Origin of the sequence: Bordetella sp. BOR01, from assembly GCF_019218885.1 — a bacterium.
Lineage (GTDB): Bacteria > Pseudomonadota > Gammaproteobacteria > Burkholderiales > Burkholderiaceae_B > Bordetella_A.
Window position 1 is genome coordinate 729783 of the sequence record NZ_JAHUWT010000004.1, and the last position, 17878, is coordinate 747660.

The window sequence follows — 17878 nt, forward strand, 5'->3', positions numbered from 1 at the left end:
AACTCCATCCATCATGACTGATTCCGTGGCCGACACCCTGTACGAAAGCATTGCCCGCCCCCTGGCCGAACTCTGTCCGGCCGCAACGGTACGCAACATCGAGGACCGGCAGGCGCACGCCGACGCCTGGCATGCCATCGATGCCCTGGGCTACACCGACGCGTTGATACCGGATGGCGGCGGCGGCGCCGGGCTGGTGCTGCCCGAAGTGTTCGGCCTGCTATTCGCCGCGGGCGAGGCCGGCCTGCCTTTCCCGTTCGGCGACACCATTGCGGCGCGCGCGCTGCTGGCCCGCGCAGGCCATTCCGGCAACGGGGCGTGCATCGCCATCGCGAAATCGATACCGGCCGCCGGCGATGGCATCGCCTGCGCCGAGGTGCCTGGCGCCTGGCTGGTGGACGCGTTCCTGGTAGAGCACGACGATACCTGGCTGCTGATGCCCGCCGCCCAGGCGCGGATAACGGCGGGCACGTACCGCCGCAGCTCGGGCAGCCCCTCGTGGCCCACGCGCGAGGCGGCAACCGCCCGGTTGGCGCTCGAGCACGCCGGCGCCGCGGCATGGACCAACGCCCTACGCAGTGCCGAGATGGCAGGCACCATGCAAGCCGTGTTGCGCCAGACGATTGCCTATGCCCAAGAGCGCAGCCAGTTCGGCAAGCCGCTGGGCCGCTTTCAGGCGGTGCAGCAAGATATCAGCGTATTGGCCGAGCAAGTGGCCTCGGTGGCCATGGCGGCCCGGCTGGGATGCGCCGCCACGGCGCACCAGCCGGACCCGACACGAGCGGCCATGGCACGCCTGCGTGCCTGCGAAGCCGTGCCCACCGTATGCGCCATTGCCCATGCCGTCCATGGCGCCATCGGCGTCACCGATGAATTGACACTGGGCCTGCGCACCGCCCGCCTGCGCGAATGGCGCGCCACCGGCGCATCGGAACAGCAGTGCGCCGCGACCATCGGCGCCCACGTACTGGCCGGGCCGGCTCGCCCATTATTGGACATCGTGCGCGACGCCGTAACGCCCGCCTGATGAACGCCCCTGCTTTCTTTCCAGGACAGCCCGCATGAAACCCGCTCAGGATCCTGTTGTCATCCTCGGTGCCCAGCGCACCCCTATCGGCGCCTTCCAAGGCGCCCTGTCGGCCTACGCCGCCACGGCGCTGGGCGCGCACGCCTTGCGCGCCGCCGTCGATCAGGCCGGCATCGCCATCGATACGCCACAAGAGGCTTTCATGGGATGCTGCCTGTTCGCCAATCTGGGGCAGGCGCCCGCGCGCCAGGCGGTGCTGGGTGCCGGCTTGCCCGTCGGCGTGCAAGCGACCACGCTGAGCAAGATGTGCGGTTCAGGCATGAAGGCGGCCATGCTGGCGCACGACATGCTGCGCGCGGGCTCTGCCCGGGTACTGCTGGCCGGAGGCATGGAATCGATGACGAACGCCCCGCATCTGATACCCCGGGGCCGGCAAGGCTACCGCCTGGGCGGCGGCGAACTGCTGGACCACATGTATCGCGACGGCCTGCAGGATGCCTACGAGGGCTGCCTGATGGGGCACTACGCGGATCTGGCAGCGCGCGAGCTGGGTTTTGGCCGCGCCGACCAGGATGCCTATGCCGCCCGCAGCATCGAGCGCGCGCAGCGCGCCGTGGCCGAGGGGGCCTTTGCGGCCGAGATCGCGGCCCTGCCCCGCAGCCCTGGAATAGCGGCCGGCGCGGCCGGACCGATGATCGCCGATGACGAAACCCCGGCCCTGTGCAAGGCCGACAAACTGCCCAGGCTGAAACCGGTGTTCAACCCCGACGGCACCGTTACCGCGGGCAATGCCTCTTCGATCTCGGATGGCGCCGCCGCCATGGTACTGAGCCTGGCGTCGCAGGCCGACCGCATGGGGCTGGCACCGCGTGCGCGCATTGTCGGCCATGCCACCGCGGCCTTGGCGCCCGGCCGTTTTCCCGAGGCTCCTGTCCAGGCCATCACTCGCCTGCTGGACCAGGTCGGCTGGACACGCGACCAAGTCGACCTGTACGAGATCAATGAAGCCTTCGCCGTGGTGACGCTGATTGCCTTGCGCGAATTGGCGCTGCCGCCGGAGCAGGTCAATGTGCACGGTGGCGCTTGCGCCATGGGGCATCCGGTGGGCGCGACCGGGGCACGCATCGTGGTGACGCTGCTGCATGCGCTGGAGCGCCACGGCTTGCGGCGCGGCGTGGCCTGCCTGTGCCTGGGCGGCGGCGAAGCAACCGCCATGGCCATCGAACGTGATTGAACCCGGAGCCCACGGCATGACGCCTGATCAATCTGCCTCCGCGCGCGGGCCCCTGGCGGGCCTGCGCATCGTCGAACTGGCCGGCATAGGCCCCGGACCGATGGCGGCCATGCTGCTGGCCGACCTGGGCGCCACGGTACTGCGCATCGAACGCACGGAACCTGTCGACCTGGGCGTGAAACGGGAACTGCGCTACAACCTGCTGCTGCGCAACCGCATCCCCATCGCCCTGGACCTGAAGCGGCCCGATGCGGTCGAACTGGTGCTCAAGCTGGTAGAGCGGGCGGATGCCCTGATTGAAGGATTCCGCCCTGGCGTCACCGAGCGCCTGGGCCTGGGGCCCGATGCGTGCCTGGCGCGCAACCCGAAGCTGGTGTATGGCCGTGTCACCGGATGGGGCCAGCATGGCCCGCTGGCGCCGGTGGCCGGCCATGACATCAACTACATATCGATCACCGGCATTCTCGATGCGATCGGCCGGCATGGCCAGCCGCCCACCGTACCGCTGGCATTGGTCGGCGACTTTGCCGGTGGCGCGCTGTACCTGGCCACCGGTGTATTGGCGGCCATGCTGGAAGCGCGCACGTCGGGCCAGGGGCAAGTGGTGGATGCCGCGATCGTCGATGGCGTGGCGCACATGGCCACTACCTTCTTCGGACTAGCCGCGGCCGGTTGCTGGCAGCCGCAGCGCGGCACGAACATCCTGGACTCGGGCGCGCCCTTCTATGATGTCTACCAATGCAGCGACGATGCATGGATATCCATCGGCCCGATCGAGGCGCGGTTTCATCATAATCTGCTGCAGGCGCTGGGCCTGAGCCCGGCGGCTATCGAGCAACTGGGCGACCACGCGAATCCTGCCACCTGGCCCCGGCTGCGCACCACCCTGTCCGGCATCTTCCGCCAGCGTCCCCGGCAAGCGTGGTGCGACGCCCTGGCCCACCAGGACGTTTGCTATGCGCCGGTGCTATCGCTGGACGAAGCGCCCCGGCACCCACACCTGCGGGCCCGGCAGACCTTCGTGAACGTGGATGGCGTGGTGCAGCCTGCCCCCGCCCCGCGCTTTAGCCGCAGCGGCACGGCCCCCCCCTCGCCGCCGCGCGCCGCCAGCCCGCAGACACTGGACCAAGTCTTGCGGGAATGGGGCATCGACGCGAACGCGTGACCGTGCACGGCACGGCCAAAGCCTATTCCACCTTGCCGATGCGCTGCACTGCGCGGGCCATGGCCTGCGCATCGGTTTTCCAGTAGGCGGCGAACTCGGGCGCGTCCATGTATTGCACCGGGCTGCCTGCCCCCAGGATGGTCTGCTGCACCTTGGGATCGTTGAGTGCCTTGCGCGATGCTTCGCGCAGGCGCTCCACCACCGGAGCTGGCGTGCCGGCCGGCACGAAGATGCCCGACCACTGCACGAACTTGACGTCATAGCCCTGCGAGGCCAGCGTGGGCACCTGCGGCAGCGCGGCCAATTGGGTATCGCCCCAGTGCGCCAGGGCGCGCAGCTTGCCGGCCTGGATATGCTGCACGACGCTGGAAGGCCCGCTGGATATGGCATCGACCTGCCCGCCCAGCAAGGCCGCCACGGCCGGGCCAGCCCCCGTGAACGGCACATGCGTCAAGTCGATACCGGCGGCGCCTTTCAGCATTTCCATCGGCACGTGCATCGAGCCATAGATGCCCGAACTGCCATAGTTCAGGGCGCCGGGCCGGCGCTTGGCTTCGGCCACGAAGTCCTGCAGGGTCTTCCAGGGTGAATCGGCGCGCACGATCAATACCGTGGGATCGGCCGTGACGCGGGCAATGGGCGCAAACTGATCGAGCTGGAAAGCCGCCTTGCGGCCCAGGATACGATCGGCTTCGGGCAGGATCGAGATCGAGGACAGGCTCATCAGCACGGTGTAGCCATCGGGCGCCGCACGCGCAGCCTGGCCGATACCCACCGAGCCACCCGCACCCGCCTTGTTTTCGATCACGACGCTCTGGCCCAGTTGATGCGACAGCGCCTCGGCCACCGGCCGTGCCACCGTGTCCGCCACGCCGCCAGGAGGAAACGGCACGATCATGGTGATGGGCCGATCGGGATACTGCGCATGCGCCCAGCAGGCCACCAGCCCCAGGGCGGCGCCGCACCACCATTTTCTTGTGGGAAAAATCATGTCTCCAGCCCTCCTCGAGTGTGCGGGCGGCGGTACGCGGCAGGGTACGCAGCCACGGGCCGGGCCCACCATAGTGAACCAATTGGATCGTATTTTTGTTCAGTTCCCGTGCCGGCCACGTTAGCGGCTGGCTGCCTCGCCAGCTGTCTCTTTCTCGGCAAGCTGGGCTCACTCTAGAACTGTATCGGTCCCAAGGCAAGTATTTTTCCGGACCGGAAATCAGCCAATTGGTACAAGATCATTGCCAGCAGGCCAATCGACGAAAACCATTTGCGGCCGCGATGAAAAAGTGCCTGGCTCCCTTGCGGAAGCCAGGCACCTGGAGACCGTATCGGGCCTGCCTATGCCACGTGCTGCAGGAAGTCGCGCAGGCGCTGGCTGGGGGGATTCGACAGCAGTTCGGCGGGCGGGCCATCGTGCGCCACCTTGCCGGCGTCGATGAAAATCAGCCGGCTGCCCACTTTGCGCGCGAACTCCATTTCGTGGGTAACGACCACCATGGTCATGCCCTCTTCGGCCAGGTCGCGCATGACCTTCAGTACTTCATGGCGCAGTTCCGGGTCGAGCGCCGAGGTGGGCTCGTCGAACAGCATCAGCTTGGGCTTGATGGCCAGCGCCCGCGCAATGGCCACGCGCTGCTGCTGGCCGCCCGAGAGCTCGGACGGATAGTGTTTCATGCGCTCGGCCAGCCCCACTTTGCCCAGCAGCGCCTGCGCCTGGGCGCGGGCTTCCTGGCGCGACGCACCACGCGTATGGATGGGCCCGAACATGACATTTTCCAGCGCCGTCATCTGCGGGAACAGGTTGAACTGCTGGAACACCATGCCTGCTTCGCGGCGGATCGCGCGCACCTGCGTGGGCGGCCCCTTGACGCTCTGGCCGTCGACCAGCAGGTCGCCGCCTTCGATGGTTTCCAGCACATTGATGCAGCGCAGGAAGGTGGACTTGCCCGACCCCGAGGGGCCCACCACCACCACGACTTCGCCGGCATCGATGTTCAGCGAGATGCCGTCAAGCACAGTGGACGCACCGAAGCGCTTGGTGACGTTGTGGAACTCGACCATGCTCATAGTATGCGCATCCTTTTTTCTACCAGGCGCAGCGCCAATGCCAGCGCGCCCGTCAGGATCAGGTAGATGATGGCCACCGCCGACCAGATTTCCACTGCCCGGAAGTTGCTGGCCATGATTTCCTGGCCCTGCCGGGTAAGTTCGGCCACGCCGATCACGATGAACAACGACGAGTCTTTCAGGCTGATGATGCACTGGTTGCCCAGCGGCGGGATCATGCGGCGAAACGCGACCGGCCCGATGATGTGCACCAGGATCTTGTGAAACGGCAGGCCCATGGCCTGGCCGGCTTCTTTCAGGCCCTTGTGCACCGACAGCAGCGAGCCGCGCACGATCTCGGCAATGTACGCGCCCGAGTTGATGATCAGGGTGGCGATGGCCGCCCAGAGCGCGTCCACCCGCAGGCCGGGCATCATCAGCGGCAAGGCGAAGTAGATGAACATGACCTGCACCACGATGGGCGTGCCGCGGATCACTCCGATATACACCTGCGCGATGGCCGACAGCAGCTTGGGCCCGTAGGCACGGGCCACACCGGCCAGCGCTCCCAGCGCGAAGCCGCCCACCAAACCCCAGAAGGTGATCTTGACGGTCATCAGCGTGCCGTCGAGCAGATTGGGCACTGCGGCCCAGATGACAGACCAGTCGAATTGCACGGTCTTCCCCTATATTGTGATGCCCGCGGGCCGTTGCGGCTTGCGCCGCGCGGCCCGGTTTCGCTACGCGCGTGGGCTCAGGGCTGCTTGCCGAACCACTTGGTATAGATGGCGTCGTACTGGCCGTTGGACTTCAGCGTGGCCAGGGCCTGGTTCACCTTGGCGACCAGGTCGCTACCCTTGGGGAAGGCAATGCCGTAGAAATCGCCGCTCTTGACCGTGCCCGCGACCTTCACGCGGCCCTTGCCGGCGGTGTTGGCGTAGTACTGGACGTTGGGCGTATCGTGCACGGCGGCATCGACACGGCCGGTAGCCAGTTCCAGATAGGCGTTATCGATATTGGGGAACAGGCGCAGCTTGGCATCCGGCACTTCTTTCTTCATGAAGTCGACCGTGGCGGTGCCGGTCTTGACCGCTACGCTCTTGCCGGCCAGATCCTGGGCCGACTTGATATCGGTATTGTTCTCGGCAACCAGGATGGCCAGGCCGCTTTCATAATAGGGATCGGAAAAATCGATGACCTGCTTGCGGTCGTCGCGGATGGTGATGCCGGCCAGCGCCGCGTCGATGTTCTTGGTTTGCAGGCCGGGGATGATGCCGTTGAAATCCATCGGCTGCAGCTTGTACTTCAGGTTGAGTTCTTTGGCGATGGCGGCCCACAGGTCGATATCAAAGCCGGTATAGGTACTGCCCTGCTTGAATTCGAACGGGACGAAGGCGGTATCGGTGGCAACGATCAGTTCTCTGTCCTGGGCTGCGGCGGTGGACACGGCGCCGATCAGGCTCAAGCCCACCAGCGCGGCAGCGATTTTGCGCTTAATCATCGAAATTCTCCTGTAGAGACAACAGACCCTGGTGTGCACCGGGGCAGCCAACCAGCACGCCCGGGCGGATGGCCCGGCGGGCTTGCCGGCTCATCTTAACTCATCTGTCCCCATGCCAACCGCGCGCCGGGAAATTACAATCGGATCATCCGCAGGAGATCCATTCATGTCGTTCAAGCCCATACGCATCGCCGGCACCCGCCGCCAGATCGGCCAGGCGCTGGGCAAGCTGGCCCGGCCGCTGATGTCTGTCTACCTGGACCAGAGCGCCACCTGGCAGGCGCTGCGCCCTTGGCGCGGCCATGCTTATCTGCAGGAACTGGCAGGCCATGCGCAAGAGGCCTTGCCCGACATCTGGGAAGAATTCGAAGGCCTGGCCGAGGGCTTGCGCATGCCGGCCGCCGACCTGCTGCTATGGCACTGCCGCGGCGACCTGCTGCACAAGACTACCGACGGCTGTACCTCGGTGGCATTGCAATCGGCCGACGGCAAGCGCTGGATCGCCCACAATGAAGACGGCGACCCTTACCTGTATGGCCGGTGCCACGTGGTCGATGTGCAGCCTGACGATGCACCAGGCTACATCAGCTTCTACTACCCGGGCTCGCTGCCCGGCCATACCTTTGGCGCCAACCGCGCCGGCCTGGCGCAAACCATCAACAACCTGCGCACCCGCGTGCGGCGCGCCGGCGTACCGCGCATGTTCCTGGCGCGCGCCGTGCTCGACTGCGCCACGCTCGACCAGGCGATCGAACTGCTGGCACACATGCCGCGCGCAGGCGCCTTCCATCACACGCTGGGCGCGGTGGGCGACGAACGGCTGCTGAGCATCGAGGCCACGCCGGGCGCCTGCTCGGTCGAGACCGTGGCGCGCCGCTATGGACACGCCAATCACCTGATTCACCAGGGCACCCGGAATATCGCCCAGATCGTGACAGATTCGTCGCGCGCGCGGCAGAACCGCATCGATGCGCTGGTCGACACCTGGAATGAAGCCACCGGCGAAGCCGACCTGGTTGCCGCCTTGCACGACACCGAGGGCGCGCTGCCCATCCTGCGCCGCGCGGCCGGCGACCCCGACGAGGAGAACACGCTGGCCACCGCCGTTTTTACACTGGACGACGAGCACGTGGCGCTGCGCGTCTACGACCGCAAGGCCAGCGCCTCACAGGACATCACCGTAAAGTGAGGCGGGTTTTGGGGCGTTTGGCTTCGGGGGTTGAGTTCTTGAATCACCTCGGCGTCCTGGGCATGGGGCCGGGCGAAGCCCGTCAGGCTCGGGCGCATACGGACGCCCTTGGCCTGCTGCGCAGGCTGCCCCGCCGGTCAACTCGCCCAACCCCATGCCCAGGACGCCGAGGCTGGTCAGTGTCTAGCAATGGCGAGCCTGCACGCAAAACCCTTGGGAAAAAAACCATTCTGCGCTACGCCTAGATAACTGAGTTCCAGCGCACTGGCGATAGTTCGAATTCACACAGACGCAGTCCCGTGCCGCTCGGGCAGGCGGTGGCGGCGAGTCGGGCGGCGGGGCAACCTGCGCAGCAGGCCGAGGGCGCCTGCATGCGCCCGAGCCCGACGCACGTTCGCCGCCACCGCCTGCCCGAGCGGCGCGGGACGGGGCAAGAACTGAAACCATACCCCACCATCTTGAGCTACACCTGCCCGTACCCCCCGCCGCCAGGCGTTTCCACCACGAATACATCGCCAGCCCGCAGCGCGGCGCTGTCCTGCGGGGCCAGTTCCTGGATGCTGCCGTCGGCGCGCTCGATATAGTTGCGGCCTACCGCCCCGGCACCGCCGCCGGCCAGACCGAATGGCGCATAGACGCGGTTGTTCGACAGAATGGCCGCCGTCATGTCTTCCAGGAAGCGCACGCGCCGCACCCCGCCGTCGCCGCCACGGTAACGGCCCGCCCCGCCCGAGCCGGGACGGATCTCGTACGACTCCAGCCGCACAGGAAAACGCAGTTCCAGGACTTCGGGGTCGGTCAGGCGCGAGTTGGTCATGTGCGCCTGCACTACCGAGGCGCCGGCAAAGCCCTCGTCGCCAGGCCCCGCCGCGTCGATGCGCAGCGGACCCGCGCCCGTTCCGCCCGAGATGGTTTCGTAGTACTGGTAGCGCGCATTGCCGAAAGTGAAGTTGTTCATGGTGCCCTGGCTGGCCGCCAGCACGCCCAGCGCCCCGTATAGCGCGTTGACGATGCACATGGACGTTTCCACGTTGCCCGCCACCACCGAGGCGGGCGGATTGGGCCGCAGCATGGAACCGTCGGGCACGATGATGTCCAGCGGTTTCAGGCACCCTGCATTCAGCGGAATGTCGTCATCGACCATGGTGCGGAATACGTACAGCACCGCCGCCACCGCAATCGCGCCAGGGGCGTTGAAGTTATTGTCCAGCTGCGGCGAAGTGCCGGTGAAGTCCACCACCGCGGTGCGCGCCTCGCGGTCGACGCGCACGGCCACGCGGATGACCGCCCCATTGTCCAGCGGATATTCGTAGCTGCCGTCCTTCAACACCGAAATGACGCGGCGCACGGCTTCTTCGGCATTGTCCTGCACGTGGCCCATGTAGGCACGCACCACATCCAGGCCGAAGTGATCGCACATGCGCAAGAGTTCCTGCACGCCCTTTTCATTGGCGGCGATCTGCGCGTGCAGATCGGCAATGTTCTGGTCGGGGTTGCGTGCCGGCCAGCGGCCGGATGCCAGTATCTCGCGCGCGGCCTGGTCGCGGAACTCGCCGTCGCGCACCAGCTGGAAGTTGGTGAACAGCACGCCCTCGTCTTCCACCGTCCTGGAATCGGGCGGCATGGAGCCGGGCGTGGTGCCGCCTATATCGGCATGGTGCCCGCGTGAGCCCACATAGAACAGGATTTCGTCGCCGGCCCGGTCGAACACGGGCGTGATGACCGTGACATCGGGCAAGTGCGTGCCGCCGTGGTACGGATCGTTGACCACGTATGCATCGCCGGGCCGCATGTGTCCGGCATTGGCGTTCATGATGGTCTTGATGGATTCGCCCATCGAGCCCAGGTGCACGGGCATGTGCGGCGCATTGGCGATCAGGTTGCCCCCGGCATCGAAAATGGCGCAAGAAAAGTCCAGGCGCTCTTTGATGTTGACCGAATAGGCGGTGTTCTGCAGCCGGTAGCCCATCTGTTCGGCAATGGACATGAACAGATTGTTGAAGACTTCCAGCATGACCGGATCGGCCTGGGTGCCCACCACACGGCGCTCGGGCCGTACCTCGACGCGCTTGAGCACGATATGGTCCAGCGCCGTCAGTTCGGCTTGCCAGCCAGCCTCGACGACCGTGGTCTGGTTGGCTTCGGAAATGATGGCGGGTCCCGCCAGTACATCGCCAGGCACCAGGTCGAACCGCACGTACAGCGGCGTGTCGCGCCAGGCACCCTGGCCGTACATCTTGACCAACTGACGGGCCGGCGGCGCGCCGGCACGGCTGCGCTCGACCGGCGCTTCGGTGGCGGGCTCGCCGCCACCAGTGGCCTCGACCGAGATTGTCTCCACCACCAGCTCGCGGCCGGGCATCAAGAACGAATAGCGCTGGCGATAGGCCGCTTCGAAATCCTGGCGCACCTGGGCCAGGCCGCCGTATGCCACTTCCAGCGCGGTATCGGTGCCGCGGTACTTCAGGTGCAGGCGGCGCTGTACGTGGATCAGGTCGGCCGGCACATGCTGGCGGCGCAGTTCGCCTTCGGCCTGCGCCGCGAGCTCGTCGAGCTCGGCCTGCAGTTCGGCCGTCAGCGCCGTATCCAGCACTTTCTCGACCGTTTTCTGGCGCATCTCGGTCTGGTCCGCCAGGCCCATGCCATAGGCCGACAGCACGCCGCCCAGCGGATGGGCGAACACCGTGGTCATGCCCAGCGCGTCGGCTACCAGGCAGGCGTGCTGCCCGCCCGCCCCGCCGAATACCGTCAGGGCGTATTCGGTGACATCGTGGCCGCGCTGCACCGAGATACGCTTGATGGCCTCGGCCATGTTGCCCACCGCGATTTCCAGGAAGCCTTCGGCCAATTGCTCGGGCGTCATCTCGCGGCCGGTGGCCGCGCGCACTTCGCCCGCCATGGCGTCAAAACGCTGCTGCACCGCCTGGCGGTCCAGCGGCTGGTCGGCCGCCGGGCCGAAGACCCGCGGGAAGAAGTCGGGCTGGATCTTGCCCAGCAAGACGTTGCAGTCCGTCACGGCCAGCGGCCCGCCGCGCCGGTAGCAGGCCGGCCCCGGATTGGCGCCGGCCGAATCAGGCCCCACCCGCAGGCGCGCGCCATCGAAATGCAGGATGGAGCCCCCGCCGGCCGCCACGGTGTGGATGCTCATCATGGGTGCCCGCATGCGCACGCCGGCCACCAGGGTCTCGAACTCGCGCTCGAACTCGCCCGCGTAGTGCGAGACATCGGTGGATGTGCCGCCCATGTCGAAACCGATGACGCGCGGCAAGCCAGCCAGTTCGCTGGTGCGCACCATGCCGACGATGCCGCCGGCCGGGCCGGACAGGATGGCGTCCTTGCCGCGGAAGCGGTGGGCATCGGTCAGGCCGCCGCTGGATTGCATGAACATCAGGCGGATACCCGGCAGTTCGGTCGCCACCTGGTCGACATAGCGCTTCAGGATGGGCGACAGATAGGCATCGACCACCGTGGTATCGCCGCGCGAGACGAACTTGATCAGCGGGCTGACCTCGTGCGAGGCCGACACCTGCGTAAAGCCCATGTCGCGCGCAATGGCGGCCGCGCGCTGTTCGTGCGCGGGCGTATGCCAGGCATGCATGAAGATGACGGCCACGGCACGAATGCCGCTGTCGTAGGCCTGCTGCAGCTTCTGGCGCAGGCCGTCTTCATCCAGCGGCCGCACCACGGCGCCGCTGGCATCGACCCGCTCGTCGGCTTCGACCACCGATTCGTACAGCATCTCGGGCAGCGCCACATTGCGGTCGAACAGGCGCGGCCGGTTCTGGTAGGCAATGCGCAAGCCGTCGCGAAACCCTTGCGTGGTCACCAGCAAAGTACGCTCACCCTTGCGTTCCAGCAAGGCGTTGGTGGCCACCGTCGTGCCCATCTTCACGCATTCGACCTGTTCGGCAGGCACCGGTACGCCCGGCGCCAGGCCCAGCAACTGGCGGATGCCGGCCACGGCCGCATCGCGGTATTGCTCGGGGTTTTCCGACAGCAGCTTGGCGGTGGCGGTACTTCCGTCGGGGCGGCGCGCCACGATATCGGTAAACGTACCCCCACGGTCAACCCAGAATTGCCACTTCATAGTGTCCTCGACAGGTAGGAATAACGACGCGGCGGATCGCCGCCGGCCGTGCATGGTTATAGCGATGTGGCCGCCCGTGCCGCCTGGTCGTACAGGCCGGAGAGCGCGCGCAGGGTCTTGGCCAGCTGCCGGGTGAACTCCACGCCCCCGCCCGTGCCCGCTTCCAGGCCGTCTATCAGGCACTGTTCGCGGATCTCGGTGTAGCGCTTGATGAATGCGGCGCCGTCGTCCGTGACGCTGTAGAACACTTCCTTGCCACTACGCTCGCCGCGAACGACACCCAGGCGTTCCAGTTTCTTCAGCGAATAGTTGACGATGTGCGTGTCTTCGACGTTCAGCGTGAAGCAGATGTCGGCCAGCTTCTTGCTGCGTTGGCGATGATAGACATGGTGCATCACCATGACGTCGGTGGCCGTCAGGTCGGGCAAGCCGGCCGCGGCCATGCAACGCACTGTCCAGCGGTCGAACGCGTGGCCGGCGATCATCAGGCCGAATTCCACTTCGGAAAGATCTGGCGCGCGGCCGCTGGCCAGATGGGCGGACGAGGCGATGAGATGGGCGTTCACGGAGCGCTCCGGGAAATCGGTGTGGATGGAATGCTAATAATTTATCGATATTTCATCAATAAAAAACTGAAAACCCGGCAACGCCATAGACCATCATTACCTAACCTCGTTTATTGATTGATAATCGTTATCATTTTTATAACTATAATGGCCGGACTTGCCATCCCCGATTCGGCTTTGATCCTCCTGTCGGCACGGCTCGCCTTTTGCCCAGGCGAGCCGTGCTGTTGCGCTGGCTGAGGTACTTTTTTGGTCGCTCGCTATTATCCGGAACTCCTGAACTTCTTCTCCCGGTCGTTGGGCAATCGCGATGCCGCGGCCGACGTGGTGCAAGAAGCGTTTGCCCGCGTGCTGACCATGCACGCCAGCGGCAAGGAAGTGTTCGATCTGCGGGCATTGCTCTTTCGCACCGGCAAGAACTTGATCGTGAGCGATGCCAGGCGGCGCGCCGCGGAAACGCGCATGCTGGATACGCTGCAACTGATCAGCATAGACAACGCACCCTCTGTCGAACAACAGATCGATGCCCGCCTGCAGCTCGAGCGTCTGCTGGCGCGCCTGTCCGTCATGCCACGCAAACGGCGCGAGGCATTCATACTTGTCCGCATCTACGGCTACAGCTACGCCGAAGCGGGCGAGTTCATGGGGATTGCCGCATCCGCGGTGGACAAGCACGTCGTGCGCGGCGTGCTGGACTGCATGCGCCATAAAGCGCCTTGACGCAGCACCTTTCGTACCGACCGTGACCACGCTTCGATCCGCCTCTTGTACCGCGACTCCGCCCCGCCGGCTGGTGGAGTATGCCTTGTCGCTCATTGGCCGCCAGCAACATGGCGAACCGCTGGAAGCCGAAGCCGCACGCAAGGAATTGACGCAATGGCGCCAGGCTGACCCTGCGCACCAATCGGCCTTCGAAACCGCTTGCCAATACTGGGACGCTACCCGGGCAGGCGCGTTCAGAAGCAGCGTGCCCTTGCCGCACAGCCGGGCCGAGCGCGCGGCATCGGCGCAAAGAAACCGCCGCCGCGCGCTGGCAGCGTTGGGCATAGGTAGCCTGGCTGCCTTGCTGGGCGGCGCGCGATGGGCGTGGCTGCAGTCCGATACCCAATATGCCTTGAACACTGGCCACGCCCAATTGCTGGCACGCAACCTGCCCGACGGCTCGCACATCGACCTGGGTGCCAACACCGCGGGGAGCGTTGGCTACTATCGCGACCGCCGCGAGGTTCAACTCGCGAACGGCGAGATGCGCTTCGATGTGCGGCCCGACAAGAATCGCCCCTTCATCGTCACTACAGCATGGGGCCGCATCGCGGTGCTGGGCACGATTTTCAGCGTGACAGTGCGAGACCAGCGCATGCGGGTCGAGGTCGCCGAGGGCCGGGTGGCGGTGTGGGCCGCACATCAAGACGCAGGACATCGCACCGATGCCCTGCCGGACAGGGTGCTGGAGGCCAGCGAGGCCATGGAAGTCGATGCCCAGGGGTTCGGGGACCGCACCCAGGTGCGGGCAGAAAGCGTGGGCGCATGGCGCGAGGGATGGCTGGTTTTCAGTGGCACGCCATTGCCCGAAGCCATCGCCCGTTGGAACGACTACCTTCCCCAGCCGCTGCAACTGGCCGACAGCGCCGCACTGCGCAAGATGCGCCTTACCGGTACGTTTCCCGCACGCGATCCCCAAGCCTTCGTGCAGAACCTGCCGGGCATGCTGCCCGTGCGCATTGCCCGGCAAAACGGTGCCCTGGTGCTTTACCCTCGCCCCTAGCGCAGGCAGACAATTTTTGTTTCATCTGATTTGTCAGTGATGCGCGATCGAAAGCGTCTTCAGGGGAAACATCAACCCCTCAGGACGATTTTCATGCTCCGACAGCGAACCGGCTGCCGTCCAGCCCGACTGGCTAGCAACGTTTCTTGGCTTACCCGCTTTCGCACCCGGGAGTTCCGCGCCAACGCCATGACCGTGGCGTGCGCTGCCGCGCTGACCCTGATCGGAACCCCTGAGAGCGCCGTTGCCCAATCCCCCCGGCAGGCCGTCACCAGCCGGCAACTGCAACTGTCCCTGCCCGCCCAGCCTCTGGCATTGACCATCGATGCGTTGGCGCGGCAATCGGGCGTGGGCATCGGGCTGGATGCCAGCCTGGCGACCGGGAAAAACGCCCCTGCGCTGCAGGGTTCCATGACCCTGGGCCAGGCGCTGGACCGCGTACTGTCCGGATCGGGCCTGACCGCCGCCGCCAACGGATCGGGCGTCTCGATCCGGCGCGAGAACGACTCTGTATCGACCCTGGAAGCCGTGACCGTCACCGCCGTCACGTCGCCCTGGGAGCTGCCACCGCCCTACGCCGGCGGGCAGGTTGCGCGCGGCGGCCGCGTAGGTCTGCTGGGCGATCTGGATTTCATGGACACGCCGTTCAATCAGACTAGCTATACCGCCCAGCTGATCGAGAACCAACAGGCACAGATGATTGCCGATGTCCTGGTCGGCGACCCGTCGGTACGCGACTCCGGACGCAAGTATGGCCAGGCATCCAACGCGTTTTTCATACGCGGACTTCCGTTTGCGACCATCGACGCCTCGTTCAACGGCCTGCGCGGCGTGTTTCCCAATTACCGCCAGCCCGTCGAGGCCCTGGAGCGCATCGAAGTGCTGAAAGGGCCGAACGCGTTGCTCAACGGAATGGGAACCAGCATCGCCGGCGACATCAATCTTGTGCCGAAACGGGCCGGACCAGAGCCGTTGACCCGTTTGAACGTCGGCTATATGTCGGACAGCGAGTACGGCACGCACCTTGACCTGGGGCGCCGATTTGGACAAGACGATGCCTGGGGCGTGCGCGTCAATGCCGTTTATCGCGACGGAGACACCCCGATCGATGAGCAAAGCGGCAGGCTCGCCATGGGTGCCGTCGGGCTGGACTACCAGGGCGAGAAACTGCGGATGTCGCTGGACCTGATTCACCAGGATATAAAGCTCGACAACGTTTCTCCGTTTTCATTCACATTCGCCACGCCCGACATTCCCAGCCCGCCCCCATCGGATAGCGCGATCTTGCTGGGCGGCAAGGCCGATCACGAAGAAACCACGGCCGCGTTCCGCGCCGAGTACGACTTCAGCGACGCGGTTTCCGCTTACGTGGCAGCGGGACATTTGAAGTCGCGCTCCGACACGGTAAACACCCAGGTTGCCAACATCATGCCCGACGGTAGCTACCAGGGCACGCTTTCCACCGACGCCTACGGCCTGGACAACACGAACATCCAAGTGGGCGCGAATGTGAACTTCGCCACCGGCCCGGTGCAGCACAAGGTGGCCATCAGTGCTGACCGATACCACCAGCGCAGTTTCATGCGCTCCAGCGGGCGATCGGCCAATGGCCCCACCATGCCCGGCAACATCTACGAACCGATGGAAGGCCAATTGCCTGCCGTGCCCACCTCGGGCCGCTGGGTCTCGAATGGAACCGTCGATCGAGAAAGCATCGCCGTGGCCGACACCCTGTCGTTCATTGAAGATCGGGTGAACCTGATCGTGGGCGTGCGCAAGCAGTATGTCGAGCAGGAAGGCGCGGTGCGCGGCGGAACTGTCCATTACAAGGACGACGCCTGGACTCCCATGGTCGGCCTGGTGGTCAAGCCCCGGCATGACCTCTCTTTGTATGCCAACTACGTTCAGGGGTTATTGCAGGGGTCGACGGTGCGCGATGTGAGCTCACCCGATAACGGCAAGATGTTCCCGCCCTACAAGGCCGAGCAGTACGAGGTGGGCATCAAGAAAGACTTTGGCGAGTTCGCCACGACGGTCAGCTTGTTCCAGATCGAGCAGCCCACGCAATTGGTCGACCCCATTACCCGGGAATACAGCCAGGACGGCCAGCAGCGCAACCGCGGCATCGAATGGAACATGTTTGGCGACCTGACGCCGCAACTGAGCGTGCTGGGCGGCATCAGCTATGTTCGTGCCGAACTGACCAAGACGGCGGGCGGGCTCAACGAGGGCCACCAGGCTCCCGGCATACCCAAGCTGCAAGCCAACCTGGGCATCGAATGGCACGTACCCGCGGTAACCGGGCTGACCCTGGGCGCACGGGTCATCCGCACCGGCGCCGCCTATCTCGACGCGGCCAATACCCAACGGATCAGTGGGTGGACCCGCTACGACGTCGGGGCACGCTATGCCACGCGCATCGGCGGCAAAGAGGTCACCTTCCGAGGCACCGTCGAGAACGTATTCAACAAAAACTACTGGATTGGGGTCAATGGCGGTGCGGTACTGAGCGCACCGCGCACTTTCCTGTTGTCCGCATCCATTGATTTCTAGTCCCACTGTCCGGAGATTCGCAATGAAGAAACTGTTGTCCACGGCCATCGCCACCCTGGGCCTTGCCGCAAGCGCCCATGCCCACCAGATCTGGATAGAGCAACCCGAAGGCCAGTCCGCCGTGATCCGGTTTGGCGAGTTCGGCGACAACCTGCGCGAAACCTCGCCGGGTTTGCTCGACAACTTTGGCAAACCCACTGCCACCATGATCTCGGACAAGGGCGAGCAAAGTGCCAACGCAGCCAAGTCCGCCGACGGTTTCACCCTGCCCTTCAAGGCCGGCGAAGGCGACACCATCGTGGCCGAAGACGCCGCGTTCCCGTTGCGCACATTCAAGCAGGGCGACAAGACAATCACCAGTTGGTACCGCCCGGCGGCACGCTACGTGGCGGATTTCGCCGAACAGGCGCCCAAGCTCGCGCTGGACGTCGTTCCCGCAGGCCAGCCCGGTACCTTCAAGGTCTTCTTCGACGGCAAGCCGCTGCCTTCGGCCAAGGTGGCCATCGTGGTGCAGTCGGGATGGGCCCAGGAAACCCGTTCGGACGACCAAGGCGTCGTCAGCTTCAACCTGCCCTGGAAAGGCAGCTACGTGCTGGAAGCCGCCCACATCGACCGCAAGCCGGGCGAACGTCCTGGCAAGGACAGCCCCGAGAAGTACGACGGCATCAACTATGTGACCACGCTGCATGTCAGCCAGCCCGATGGCCTGGAACCCATTCCGGCCGGACCGCAAGCCAAACCCAATAAATGA

At 65.5% G+C, this 17878-nt stretch carries 14 protein-coding genes; 8 read left to right on the forward strand and 6 right to left on the reverse strand.

The features are described 5' to 3' along the window. The first annotated feature begins 13 nt into the window (after positions 1–13). Genes KW845_RS25045 through KW845_RS25055 form a run of 3 tightly spaced genes read left to right on the forward strand, consistent with a single transcriptional unit; the run spans position 14 to position 3426 of the window. Positions 14–1027, forward strand: coding sequence for an acyl-CoA dehydrogenase family protein (locus KW845_RS25045; RefSeq protein WP_218372060.1), 1014 nt, complete (start codon positions 14–16; stop codon positions 1025–1027). 34 nt (positions 1028–1061) lie between these two features. After that, positions 1062–2261 (forward strand): acetyl-CoA C-acyltransferase, encoded by a 1200-nt coding sequence (locus KW845_RS25050; RefSeq protein ID WP_218372061.1) that lies wholly within the window; start codon positions 1062–1064, stop codon positions 2259–2261. 16 nt (positions 2262–2277) lie between these two features. Further along, positions 2278–3426: a CaiB/BaiF CoA-transferase family protein gene (locus KW845_RS25055; protein ID WP_218372062.1), complete on the forward strand. Its 1149-nt coding sequence runs from the start codon at positions 2278–2280 to the stop codon at positions 3424–3426. A 22-nt stretch (positions 3427–3448) separates the two neighbouring features. On the opposite strand, the gene KW845_RS25060 is transcribed toward KW845_RS25055, so the two are convergent. The 4 genes from KW845_RS25060 to glnH form a co-directional block, all read right to left on the reverse strand. Then, positions 3449–4417, reverse strand: coding sequence for a tripartite tricarboxylate transporter substrate binding protein (locus KW845_RS25060; protein WP_218372063.1), 969 nt, complete (start codon positions 4415–4417; stop codon positions 3449–3451). A gap of 341 nt (positions 4418–4758) precedes the next feature. Beyond that, complete coding sequence (gene glnQ / locus KW845_RS25065) at positions 4759–5487, reverse strand: glutamine ABC transporter ATP-binding protein GlnQ (RefSeq protein WP_255592912.1); 729 nt, start codon at positions 5485–5487, stop codon at positions 4759–4761. Continuing rightward, positions 5484–6143 (reverse strand): glutamine ABC transporter permease GlnP, encoded by a 660-nt coding sequence (gene glnP, locus KW845_RS25070; RefSeq protein ID WP_218372064.1) that lies wholly within the window; start codon positions 6141–6143, stop codon positions 5484–5486. Before glnP ends, glnQ begins: the two co-directional genes overlap by 4 nt. Before the next feature lie 77 nt (positions 6144–6220). Continuing rightward, complete coding sequence (gene glnH / locus KW845_RS25075) at positions 6221–6967, reverse strand: glutamine ABC transporter substrate-binding protein GlnH (RefSeq protein WP_218372065.1); 747 nt, start codon at positions 6965–6967, stop codon at positions 6221–6223. A gap of 166 nt (positions 6968–7133) precedes the next feature. Between glnH and KW845_RS25080 the strand changes: the two genes are divergently transcribed. Further along, positions 7134–8156 (forward strand): C45 family peptidase, encoded by a 1023-nt coding sequence (locus KW845_RS25080; protein WP_218372066.1) that lies wholly within the window; start codon positions 7134–7136, stop codon positions 8154–8156. A 463-nt stretch (positions 8157–8619) separates the two neighbouring features. Here KW845_RS25080 and KW845_RS25085 read toward each other — a convergent pair whose 3' ends face one another. Both KW845_RS25085 and KW845_RS25090 read right to left on the reverse strand, forming a co-directional pair. After that, complete coding sequence (locus KW845_RS25085) at positions 8620–12243, reverse strand: hydantoinase B/oxoprolinase family protein (RefSeq protein WP_218372067.1); 3624 nt, start codon at positions 12241–12243, stop codon at positions 8620–8622. Between the two features lie 56 nt (positions 12244–12299). Beyond that, the gene (locus KW845_RS25090; RefSeq protein ID WP_218372068.1) at positions 12300–12809 is read right to left on the reverse strand and encodes a winged helix DNA-binding protein; all 510 of its coding nucleotides are present in this window, start codon (positions 12807–12809) and stop codon (positions 12300–12302) included. Positions 12810–13058: 249 nt separating this feature from the next. On the opposite strand from KW845_RS25090, the gene KW845_RS25095 reads away from it, so the two are divergent. The 4 genes from KW845_RS25095 to KW845_RS25110 all read left to right on the forward strand — a co-directional run bounded on the left by KW845_RS25095 (position 13059) and on the right by KW845_RS25110 (position 17878). Further along, positions 13059–13529, forward strand: a complete 471-nt coding sequence (locus KW845_RS25095; protein WP_218372069.1) for an RNA polymerase sigma factor — start codon at positions 13059–13061, stop codon at positions 13527–13529. Positions 13530–13614: 85 nt separating this feature from the next. Next, positions 13615–14574 (forward strand): FecR family protein, encoded by a 960-nt coding sequence (locus KW845_RS25100; protein ID WP_218372070.1) that lies wholly within the window; start codon positions 13615–13617, stop codon positions 14572–14574. A 93-nt stretch (positions 14575–14667) separates the two neighbouring features. Next, entirely contained in the window at positions 14668–17127 is a 2460-nt protein-coding gene (locus KW845_RS25105) for a TonB-dependent receptor (RefSeq protein WP_218372071.1), read from the forward strand. A 22-nt stretch (positions 17128–17149) separates the two neighbouring features. Then, a complete protein-coding gene (locus KW845_RS25110; protein ID WP_218372072.1) occupies positions 17150–17878 on the forward strand; it encodes a DUF4198 domain-containing protein in 729 nt (242 codons plus the stop codon).